This window comes from Rhodococcus sp. NPDC127527, from assembly GCF_042672245.1.
GTDB lineage: Bacteria > Actinomycetota > Actinomycetes > Mycobacteriales > Mycobacteriaceae > Rhodococcus_G.
Map to the genome: position 1 here is coordinate 62,803 of NZ_JBHXVP010000019.1, position 10,528 is coordinate 73,330.

Genomic DNA, 10,528 nt, shown 5'->3' on the forward strand with positions numbered 1-10,528 from the left:
CGCCACCGAGGCCGGGCCGCCTGCCCAGGTGCGGTAGTGACGTGGCTCTCGACGGCTACCTGCCGGGCGGAACGATCAGGACCGGCCGGTGACTGTGCCGCAGCACGTGGTCCGCGACCGAGGACTGGAGCAGCGACTTCAGCCCGGTGGTGCCGCGGGTTCCGGTGACGACGATGTCCGCATTCAGCTCGTCCGCAGCCTCGACGATGGTGGTCCAGATGGTGGTGAGGCACTCCGCCGTCCGGCCCTCGGCGTTGAGGCCGACGCTTCGCGCGAGGTCGAGGCCCTCGGCGTTGACGGTCTTCGCGTCGGTCAACGCGATGTCCTCGCTGTCCTCGTCGGGCACCCACTCGGGTTGCATCACCCCCGACAGCCCGGACATGCGGGCGGCCTGCCGGACCATCGGTTCCCAGGCGGTGAGGACGACGGCGCGTTCGGCGCTGAGGAAGCGGCCCGCGTATTCGACTGCGCGCTTGGAATTCTCGGTGCCGTCGTAGGCGATGAGCATCAGGTCGGCGGGCATCGAGAACCTCCTCTGTCCGGGGACGATCCTGCCCTCAGGCTACCCGCTGGAGGGTCTCGCGCGGGTGGACGTGGCATAGGCTCGCCCTGTGACCTTCACCCGATCGACCCGTGTCGCGGCCATGGTTCTGGGCCTCGGAATGCTCGCCGCGTGCGGCACGTCCGGGACCGAGTCCACGACGTCGGCGGCCCCGTCGCCGACCACCGCCGAGGCGCCGAGCCGGGACCTGGTGACCGGCGCCCGCGACCAGAACGAGCCGGCGGTCTGCGGCTCCGACTTCCTGGCGGGGCTGTCGCAGCGGCGGAAGCTGGCGCAGCTGCTGAACGTCGGTGTGACCGGGACCGCCGACGCGGTGGACGTGGTGCGCCGCGAGCAGGTCGGCGGCATCTTCGTGGGCAGCTGGACCGACGAGTCGATGCTGGCCGCCAAGCAGGTGCCGCAGGTCGAGGCGGTCGCGAAGGTGCCGGTGATGGTGAGCATCGACGAGGAGGGCGGGCGTGTGTCGCGGGTCGCGGACCTGCTCGGCGACGACCCCGCGCCGCGGACGGTCGCGCAGACGATGACTCCGGAACAGACCTACCAGATGGCGTTGACCCGCGGCCGCCAGCTGCACGACCTCGGCATCACCGTGAACTTCGCGCCGGTCGTCGACGTGAGCGACCAGCCGGCGAATTCGGTGATCGGGGACCGCTCCTTCTCCGACGACCCCGAGGTCGTGACGCGGTACGCCGGCGAGTACGCCCGCGGTATGCGCGATGCCGGGGTGTTCCCGGTGATCAAGCACTTCCCGGGACACGGCTCGGCGTCGGGCGACTCGCACACGGGCGCTGTCACGACGCCGCCGCTGGACGAGCTGCAGACCCGGGACCTGGTGCCGTACCGAACCCTGGTGACCACCGAGGTCGGTGTGATGGTCGGGCACCTGGACGTGCCCGGTCTGACCGCGCCCGGGGTGCCCGCGAGCATCAGTCCGGCGGCGATGACGCTACTGCGCACCGGGACCGGGTACTCGGCTCCGCCGTTCGACGGTCCGATCTTCACCGACGACCTGTCGGGCATGCGCGCGATCACCGACCGGATGGACATCGCGCACGCGGTGGGTGCGGCCCTGACGGCGGGCGCAGACGTGGCGCTGTGGCTGACCACGGCGCAGGTGCCGCAGGTGCTCGATCACCTCGAGCAGGAGGTCGCCGCGGGCCGGTTGCCGCAGGCCCAGGTCGACGCATCGGTGTTGCGGGTGGCGCGCGCCAAGGGCGTGATCAGCTGCTGACGCGGGGGCGGTGCGGGCGCGGCCGCGGTAGCGGGGGACAATGCCAGGACAACGCAACAGAATTCTTACTCTAGAGTAAGATCGATCATGTGGACCACCAGTGTGTGGACCGCAGACTCTGGAGGAACCATGGCTGGCGGGACCAAGCGGCTCCCTCGCGCGGTGCGCGAGCAGCAGATGCTCGACGCCGCGGTCGAGGTTTTCTCCGCCAACGGCTTCCACGACACGTCGATGGACGCGATCGCCGCCGCCGCCGAGATCTCCAAGCCGATGCTCTACCTGTACTACGGGTCGAAGGACGAGCTGTTCACCGCCTGCATCGCCCGCGAAGGCCTGCGTTTCGTCGAGGCGATCACCCCGGCCGCGGACCCGAACCTCACACCTCGCGAGCAGTTGCGGGCCGCGTTGGTCGGATTCCTCGGCTTCGTCGACGGGCACCGGTCGTCGTGGATGGTGCTCTACCGGCAGTCGATGGGGCAGCAGGCGTTCGCCACGCAGGTCCGCGGATCCCGGGACCGGCTGATCGAGCTGACCGCGAAGCTGCTCGAGTCCAGCACCAAGGACCCCGAGCCGGGCACGGACTTCGGCATCATGGCCGTCGCGCTGGTCGGTGCGGGCGAGGCGGTCGCGGACCGCGTCGCGGGCGGCGAGATCGCCGTCGACGCCGCCGCGGACCTGCTCGAGAGCCTGGCCTGGCGCGGCCTCGCCGGCAAGAAGAAGTAGCGGCCTCCCGCCACGCCCGACCGAACGGCACATTCGGTCGATCTGTTCGAGTGAACGGAAGCGTTCACTCGAACAGACCGAACGAATGGCACGTTCGGTCGATCGTTCGCCGGGCGTGGTCGGGCTACCGCAGGGTCGCGGTGAGGTGCGGATACCCCTTCTTCGGGTGCCGAAGTGACAGGTCCCAGCCACCGACGGCCTCGTCGGCGTACAGGTTCACCGTCGCCGGCAGCACCACCGGCTTGCCGAACTTGACGCCGTAGGTGACCGAGTCGGCGATCCGGCCCTCCACGGCGCCGAGCACCGCGGCGGCGCTCCACATTCCGTGCGCGATGGTCCGGGGGAACCCGAACGCCTTGGCGCCCAGGGAGGAGACGTGGATCGGGTTGCGGTCACCGGAGACCGCCGCGTACCTGCTCACGGTTCGCTGGTCCACCCGCAGTGTGCGGGTCGGACGCGGCGGCACCTCGTCGGGATGCGACTGCTTGGGTTCCTTCGGCGCACCGGTGGGGTGCATCTTGAGGAAGGTGCTGACCTGACGCCACACCAGCTCTCGGCCGACGCTGATCTCGCTGACCAGATCCACCTGGGTGCCCTTCGGGTGCAGTCGGATGTTCTCCGCGTGCACCGACAGGTCCAGGGGCTCGCTCACCGAGATCGGCCGCCGCTGCTCGATAACGTTGTCGGTGTGCACGGAACCGATTGCCGGGAACGGGAACTCGGCCGAGACCATCAGCTTCATCACCGTCGGGAACACCAGGGTGAACGGGTAGGTGATCGGCAGGGTGTCGCCGAAGCGCAGCCCGCACACCCGGGCGTAGGCGGCCAGGTTGTCGGTGTCGACGCGCAGCCCCTTCAGCGCGAGGGTCTGCTCGGGCAGGCTGCGCCGCACCCCCGACTTCCCGACCACCGGCAGCGCGCCGAGTGCGGCACGGGTGTAGATGTCGAGGGTGCTCGGCTGCCCCTCGAGCCGAATCACGCGGCCGGCCATCAGGCGCCGATCAGGGACTGGCCGCACACCCGGACGACCTGGCCGGTGACGGCGTTGGACGCGGGACTTGCGAAGTACGCGACCAGCTCCGCGACGTCCACGGTCTGACCGCCCTGCAGCAGCGACGACATCCGGCGGCCGCCCTCGCGGGTGACGAACGGGATGGCCGCGGTCATCGCGGTCTCGATGAAGCCGGGGGCGACGGCGTTGATGGTGATGTTCTTCTCCGCCAGTACCGGGGCGGTGGCCTGCACGAGGCCGATGACGCCTGCCTTGGAGGTGCCGTAGTTGGTCTGTCCCCGGTTGCCCGCGATGCCCGCGATCGAGGAGACGTCGACCACGCGGCCGCCCTCCTTGAGCGCGCCCTTGGCGAGGAGCGCGTCGGTGATCTTCTGCGGCGCAAGCAGGTTCACGCCGATCACCATGTTCCAGCGGGCCTCGTCCATGTTCGCGAGGGTCTTGTCGCGGGTGATGCCGGCGTTGTGCACGATGATGTCCGCGCCGCCGTGCCGCTCGAGCAGGTGCGTGGCCAGCTTGTCCGCGGCGTCCTCGGCGGTGACGTCGAGCGCGAGCGCGGTGCCGCCGACCTTGTTCGCGGTCTCGGAGAGCGCCTCGCCTGCGGCCGGGATGTCGGCGCACACCACGTGCGCGCCGTCCCGGGAGAGCACCTCGGCGATGGTCGCGCCGATGCCGCGGGCGGCGCCGGTGACCACGGCGACCTTGCCGTCGAGCGGCTTGTCCCAGGAGGCGGGGGCGGTGGAGTCGGCGGCGCCGACCCGGATCACCTGACCGTCGACGAACGCCGACTTGGCGGACAGCAGGAAGCGCAGGGTGGACTCGACGCCCGACAGGCCGGCGGAGGCCTTGGGGGAGACGTAGACCAGCTGGGCGGTGGCGCCACGCTTGATCTCCTTGGCGACGCTGCGGGTGAAGCCCTCGAGCGCGCGCTGCGCGATCTGCTCGTCGACGCCGGCCGCCTCCTCGGGGGTGGTGCCGAGGACCACGACGCGCGCGCTGGGCGCGAGGTTGCGGATCACCGGCTGGAAGAACTCGAACAGCCCGACCAGTTCGGTGACCTGGGAGATGCCACTGGCGTCGAAGACCAGCGCGCCGTACCGGTCGTCGTGCGGCTGGGCGAAGGTGTAGTCGGAGAGCAGTGCACGCAGCGGCTCGACCAGGCGGCCGGTGCCGCCGATCAGGATCGGGCCCGCCAGCGCGGGTTCGCCTGCCTGGTAGCGCCGCAGGTGCTCGGGCTGCGGCAGCCCGGTCTGCTTGGCGATGAACGCGCCCGGCGCGGACGAGAGGAAACTGGAGTAGAGGTCGGGAGCGCCCTTGCTGGCTGCCACGGTCCACCTTCTTTGTCGCGAAATCGGGCACCCGCTGTCCGGGTGCGGTGTCGACATTGAACTTACTCTGGAGTAAGTTCAATGTCGAGTGCAGGACCCCCACCGCCGAGGCTGATCCGTTCCGAAGCGGATCCACATACATGGAGACCGACGTGACCACCAGAGCCCGAAACAGCAAGCCGGCTGCCGCCCCCAAGTCCGGTGGCAGGCAACTTCGCCCCGTCGCCATCCTCGGCGGCAATCGCATCCCCTTCGCGCGCTCGGACAAGGCGTACGCGCAGGCGTCCAACCAGGACATGTTCACCGCCACGCTCGACGGTCTGGTGGCCCGGTTCAACCTGCAGGGCGAGCGGCTCGGCATGGTCGCCGGCGGTGCGGTCCTCAAGCACAGCCGCGACTTCAACCTGGTCCGCGAGTCGGTGCTCGGCAGCGCCCTGAGCCCGTACACCCCTGCGTTCGACCTGCAGCAGGCCTGCGGCACCGGCCTGCAGTCGATCATCGCCGTCGGTGACGCCATCGCCGCCGGTCGCATCGACGCCGGTATCGGCGGCGGCACCGACACCACCTCCGACGCCCCGATCGGCGTGAACGACGAGCTGCGCGAATTCCTCCTGTCCGTCAACCGCGCCAGGACCACCGCCGACCGGGTGAAGCTGGTCGGCCACCTGCGACCCTCGATGGTCGGGCTGGAGATCCCGCGCAACGGCGAGCCCCGCACCGGCCTGTCGATGGGCGACCACGCCGCGATCACCGCCAAGGAATTCGGCATCCGCCGCGAGGATCAGGACGAGCTGGCCGCCGCGAGCCACAAGAACATGGCCGCCGCCTACGACCGCGGCTTCTTCGACGACCTGATCACCCCGTTCCTCGGACTCACGCGCGACGACAACCTGCGTCCGGGCTCGACCGTGGAGAAGCTGGCCACTCTCAAGCCGGTGTTCGGCACCAAGCTGGGCGACGCCACGATGACCGCGGGCAACTCCACCCCGCTCACCGACGGTGCCTCCGCGGCACTGCTGTCCACCGACGAGTGGGCCGCCGAGCGGAACCTGCCGGTGCTCGCGCACCTGGTGGACTCGGAGACCGCCGCCGTCGACTACGTGCACGGCGGCGACGGGCTACTGATGGCGCCGACGTACGCGATCCCGCGGCTGCTGGCCCGCAACGGCCTCACCCTGCAGGACTTCGACTACTACGAGATCCACGAGGCGTTCGCCTCCGTCGTGCTCGCGACGCTGCAGGCCTTCGAGTCCGACGAGTACTGCAAGGAGCGCCTCGGCCTCGACGGTGCACTCGGTTCCATCGACCGCAGCAAGCTCAACGTCAACGGTTCCTCGCTGGCGGCCGGTCACCCGTTCGCCGCGACCGGCGGCCGGATCGTCGCCTCGCTCGCGAAGATGTTGGCGGAGAAGGGATCCGGGCGTGGCCTGATCTCCATCTGCGCGGCGGGTGGCCAGGGCGTCACCGCGATCATCGAGCGGTAGCCGAGCGGGCAGGCGGTGCGCCTGCCTCCGCTGTCGACGCACGGTCCGGGATCACGCCGATCCCGGACCGTGCGTTTCGCTTCGCTCTGGGCGAGGATGCGAGTCATGACTGTTCGCACCACTGCGCTCGCCGAGGGACTCGACGTCAGCGCCCAGGGTTACGGGGCCATGTCGGTCGCCCCGGTCTACGGGCCCGTCGACGCGGCCGAGGCCCTCGCCACCCTGCACCACTCGGTCGACATCGGCGTGACCTTCCTCGACACCGCCAACGTGTACGGGAACGGCGCCAGCGAGAAGGCCGTCGGCGAGGTGGTGCGCACCCGGCGCGGCGAGGTGCAGCTGGCCACCAAGTTCGGTCTCGTCGGCAACATCGCCGCGGGACAGCGGGGCATCGACGGGCGGCCCGAGCAGGTCGCCGGCTACCTCGAGGCGTCGCTGGGTCGACTCGGCGTGGACAGCGTCGACCTCTACTACCTGCATCGGGTCGATCCCAACGTCCCGATCGAGGAGACGGTCGGCGCGATGGCCGAGCTGGTGACCGCAGGCAAGGTGCGACACCTCGGCCTCTCCGAGGCCACCGGCGACGAGCTGCGCCGCGCGCACGCGGTCCATCCGATCGCCGCGATCCAGAGCGAGTGGAGCGTGTGGAGCCGTGACGTCGAGCGCCACGTCGTCCCCACGGCCGCCGAACTCGGCGTCGGCTTCGTGCCGTACTCGCCCGTCGGTCGCGGGTACCTCACCGGCACCTACGACCCGAATGCGATCGGCGAGCTCGACCTGCGCCGCCGGTTTCCCCGGTTCGACGCCGAGGCGCTGGGCGGCAACGCGAAGGTGCTCGAGGTGATCGAAGCGGTCGCCGGTGAGTCCGACGCGACGGCGGCCCAGGTGGTGCTGGCGTGGCTCTACGCCAAGGGGCGGGAGTTCTCGTTGCCGGTGGTGCCGATCCCCGGCACGCGATTCGCGCGCCGGGTCTCCGAGAACGCCGAGGCGGTGGAACTCGACCTTTCCGCCGATCAGATCGCGCGGCTCGACGACCTGGCCGCGGTCACCGTCGGTGCGCGCTCGGCGGACCCGATGTGGGTGTCCCTTGGGCGCGAGTAGTCAGGTATCCCCGGCAGTGCGGCTTCCGTGATCTTCCGGTCTCGGCTGGGTTACGACCCACGCGGTAAACGCCCTGTACAGCGTATAGAAGTTCGGGAACGCAAGGGTTTCCGGATGTAACGTGCAACACAAACCGACCGCCATGCCCGGTCGCTGCGAGGTCGCGGCGGCCGGGCCCCTTTCGTTTCCCGGGCGTTCGAGTCGCGCACCAGTGGGCGATCCGGTGGGCCTCGCGACCGCTTGGTGTCGGGACGGGTGAGCGCGTCGAATGGCGCTGCGCGGCAGTGTCATTGCTTTTCCAGTGGCCGGATGGGCATCGGCTCGTCACGGTGCGTCCCAGGTGGTGCGGCGGAGGCGGCGCGCGATGCCGTCGGCGCGCGCTGGGGCGGTGGATCGTCCTTTAATGTGCGGTGCTCGCCGTTCGCAATGGGTTGTGGTGCTCGTCACCTTTGGTTGAAAACCTGGCTACCTGCGACGTTACCTGGTTGTGACCTTCTTGCTGCGTGAAAGTGATCTGCGGCGGACCGAGACAGTCCCTCGCAACGCCCGCGGCAACCGTTTGCAGGCCGACGCGCCTCTCGGCCGAATCATGGAGCACGACCTTGTACGTTTCACACTCGCGCCATGTCCGCGCGGCCATTGCCGCCGCCGCACTGATCACCGCAGGCACCGCTGCGGGAGTCGTCAGCCCTGCCGTCGCCGGCGCCGACACCACCTACGTGGCCGCCCCCGCTGTCGCTGCCGCACCGGCGGCTGCCGCCGCGCCCGCCCGGTTCCACGAAGCCGGTGACCTGTTCAAGGCGCTCCAGTTCCCCTCGCTTCCCGGTGCAGGCTCGGGGTCGGCCGACCAGGCCCAGCCTCCGCAGCCGGCGCCGCAGCCGGCGCCCGCTCCGGCACCCCCGCCCCCGCCGCCGACCTCGGTCACGCCGGACGAGCTCGGGCGCATCGTGCCCGGCATGCCGCCCGAGAAGATCGCGCAGTACATCGCACCGCTCAACGACGCGATGGCCCACGGCGGTATCGACACCCCGGTCCGTCAGGCGGCGTTCATCGCGCAGCTGGCCGTCGAGTCGGATTCCTTCCGCACCTTCGAGGAGTACGCCTCCGGAAGCGAGTACGAGGGCCGCGCGGACCTGGGCAACACCCAGGCGGGCGACGGTGAGCGATTCAAGGGCCGCGGCGCCATCCAGGTCACCGGCCGCCACAACTACGAGAGCGTCAGCCAGTTCACCGGAGTCGACTTCGTCGCGAACCCCGAGCTTCTCGAGGCGCCGGAGAACGCGTTCAACACCGCCGCCTGGTACTGGACGTCGAGGAACCTCAACCAGGTTGCCGACTCCGCCGGAATCGTCCGGGTGTCCGAGCTCGTCAACGGGGGCCACCACGCCCTCGAACGGCGGGTGGAGGACTTCCAGCGTGGTCTGGCGGTGCTGATCCACCCGTGACGCCCCGGCGTCACTGCGCTCAGCTGCCGCCGAACAGGTTTCCGAGCGATCCCCACGGCGAACCGCCGGGCGTGTAGACGATGGTGACCGCGGGGCCGGTGTCGTTGGTTGTCACGGTGCCACCCGCCGGCACGAGGCTGGCGCCACCGCCTGCCCCGCCGCCGCCGTAGTTGACGCCGCCGCCCCCGCCGCCGTACAGGCCGCCGCCGCCCCCACCGCCGTCGTCGGCGCCGGAGTGGGCCCCGTTGCCGCCCTGCTGGAACAGGCCGGGGGTGCCACCCGGTGTGCCGGTACCGCCGATACCGCCTGCGGTGGCCGTTCCCGCGCCGCCGCCCCCACCTCCGCCGCCGGGCATCCCGGCGTCGCCGCCGGGGTAGGTGGTGCCCGCCCCGCCACCGCCGCCCGCCACGACGATGCTCGTTCCCGGGGTGTTCGGCCGGCCGGGGCTCCAACTGATGTCGGTCGCCCCGCCCCCGCCGCCGGCCGCGATGCTGCCCGCGGCGCCGCCACCGTTCATGCCGCCCTGGCCGTCCTGTCGGTTCGAGCCGTAGTCCCCGACCGCGATGTACAACGTCTGCCCGAGCCGTACGGCGAGATCCGCGTCGACCGTGGCGCCGCGCCCGCCCTTGGCCGCCGCGGAATCCCCGCCGGGGGCTCCGGAGACGGTGACGTGGATGCTGCTGACCCCGATGGGCACCGTGAACTGCTGCACCGACATCGTGTCGTTGATGTACCGGCAGGTGACCGACCCGTCCGGGTTCTGCGCGCACTTGGCGGGCAGGGCGTCGGCGGCGCCGGCCGCCTGGGAGCCGACGAGGACCGAGGCGCCGGCGAGCGCGAGCCCGCACAGGCCGGTGGTGAGACGTCGGATGTTGGTGCGGTGCGGTGCCATCGGACCTCCTGCGGTCGGCTCGTGCCTCGAGTGTCCGCCGGTACACCGTCCGACACGCCGGATTCGGCTGGTCCGGTTGCCGGCCCGCTCCCGCGCGTATCCCCTGGTAGGCCGCGGAGGTGGCGTCTCCGGTGGTCGGGCGGAAAGTTTTTGTGATTGATGTGTAACGCCTTGTGAGGTGACCCCGATACCCATGTGTCCCGCGTTGCAGCCAGACCCCCGACCCGGTTGCGGCGCGGGACATCCTCGTCTCCTGGGCACGCCGCTGCGGCCCGATCGTGAACGCTCCTCGTCGCTTCCTCCCGCGGGTGATCCGCGTCTCCTCCACCGCCGTTCGGGTGCGTATTGGGTGGTTTGTCCCGGCTAGTCTGGTTTCGGACGTGGGTAGCGGCCCAGCTGGACGAATACGATCGGGAGGGCCTTGATGACCGGCGGTATCGGCAGGCATTCGGACGGCGAGGTGCCGGAGCGGAGCCCCGACGGCGGGAACGAGACCGGGCACACGGAGGCCCCCACGGTCCGAATCCATCGGCCCGACCCGGCGACCGGATCGGACACCCCCGACGGCGATGCAGGCGAGCACCGGACGTCGGCTCCGGCCTCGGAGTCGCCTGCCCCGGCGGCCGCGCCGCAGCCTGCGTCCCCCGCGGCCGAGCCGCAGACGGTCGCGATACCGACCGTCGGTCCGCCGGCCGCGCAGCCGCCGGCCGCGCAGCCGCCGGCCGCGCAGCCGCCGGCCGCGCAGCCGCCGGC

General features: G+C 70.9%; 9 protein-coding genes and 1 pseudogene. 6 read left to right on the forward strand and 4 right to left on the reverse strand.

Annotation, left to right across the window (positions count from 1 at the left end):
• Nucleotides 1–55: 55 nt before the first annotated feature.
• The gene (locus ACFVH2_RS23125) at nucleotides 56–523 is read right to left on the reverse strand and encodes a universal stress protein (protein WP_378426322.1); all 468 of its coding nucleotides are present in this window, start codon (nucleotides 521–523) and stop codon (nucleotides 56–58) included.
• Between the two features lie 121 nt (nucleotides 524–644).
• On the opposite strand from ACFVH2_RS23125, the gene ACFVH2_RS23130 reads away from it, so the two are divergent.
• A complete protein-coding gene (locus tag ACFVH2_RS23130; protein WP_378426436.1) occupies nucleotides 645–1,793 on the forward strand; it encodes a glycoside hydrolase family 3 N-terminal domain-containing protein in 1,149 nt (382 codons plus the stop codon).
• 129 nt (nucleotides 1,794–1,922) lie between these two features.
• Complete coding sequence (locus ACFVH2_RS23135; protein WP_378426320.1) at nucleotides 1,923–2,516, forward strand: TetR/AcrR family transcriptional regulator; 594 nt, start codon at nucleotides 1,923–1,925, stop codon at nucleotides 2,514–2,516.
• A gap of 124 nt (nucleotides 2,517–2,640) precedes the next feature.
• Here the strand turns inward: ACFVH2_RS23135 and ACFVH2_RS23140 are convergent, their stop codons facing one another.
• Together ACFVH2_RS23140 and ACFVH2_RS23145 are read right to left on the reverse strand one after the other, a co-directional pair.
• On the reverse strand, nucleotides 2,641–3,507 hold the full coding sequence (locus ACFVH2_RS23140) for a MaoC/PaaZ C-terminal domain-containing protein (RefSeq protein ID WP_378426318.1): 867 nt from the start codon (nucleotides 3,505–3,507) through the stop codon (nucleotides 2,641–2,643).
• A complete protein-coding gene (locus ACFVH2_RS23145) occupies nucleotides 3,507–4,853 on the reverse strand; it encodes a 3-oxoacyl-ACP reductase (protein WP_378426316.1) in 1,347 nt (448 codons plus the stop codon). The genes ACFVH2_RS23140 and ACFVH2_RS23145 overlap by 1 nt, the downstream gene beginning before the upstream one ends.
• Before the next feature lie 152 nt (nucleotides 4,854–5,005).
• Here ACFVH2_RS23145 and ACFVH2_RS23150 point away from each other — a divergent pair, with 152 nt between their 5' ends.
• From ACFVH2_RS23150 to ACFVH2_RS23160, 3 genes are all read left to right on the forward strand, one after another.
• Nucleotides 5,006–6,337, forward strand: a complete 1,332-nt coding sequence (locus ACFVH2_RS23150; protein ID WP_378426314.1) for an acetyl-CoA C-acetyltransferase — start codon at nucleotides 5,006–5,008, stop codon at nucleotides 6,335–6,337.
• 105 nt (nucleotides 6,338–6,442) lie between these two features.
• Nucleotides 6,443–7,438, forward strand: coding sequence for an aldo/keto reductase (locus ACFVH2_RS23155; protein ID WP_378426312.1), 996 nt, complete (start codon nucleotides 6,443–6,445; stop codon nucleotides 7,436–7,438).
• A 602-nt stretch (nucleotides 7,439–8,040) separates the two neighbouring features.
• Complete coding sequence (locus tag ACFVH2_RS23160; RefSeq protein ID WP_378426310.1) at nucleotides 8,041–8,883, forward strand: glycoside hydrolase family 19 protein; 843 nt, start codon at nucleotides 8,041–8,043, stop codon at nucleotides 8,881–8,883.
• Nucleotides 8,884–8,902: 19 nt separating this feature from the next.
• Here ACFVH2_RS23160 and ACFVH2_RS23165 read toward each other — a convergent pair whose 3' ends face one another.
• Nucleotides 8,903–9,775 carry a glycine-rich protein gene (locus tag ACFVH2_RS23165; protein ID WP_378426308.1) on the reverse strand — a complete coding sequence of 291 codons (873 nt, stop codon included), beginning with the start codon at nucleotides 9,773–9,775 and terminating at the stop codon, nucleotides 8,903–8,905.
• Between the two features lie 424 nt (nucleotides 9,776–10,199).
• On the opposite strand from ACFVH2_RS23165, the pseudogene ACFVH2_RS23170 reads away from it, so the two are divergent.
• A pseudogene (locus ACFVH2_RS23170) lies at nucleotides 10,200–10,528 on the forward strand (hypothetical protein); the annotation flags it as partial.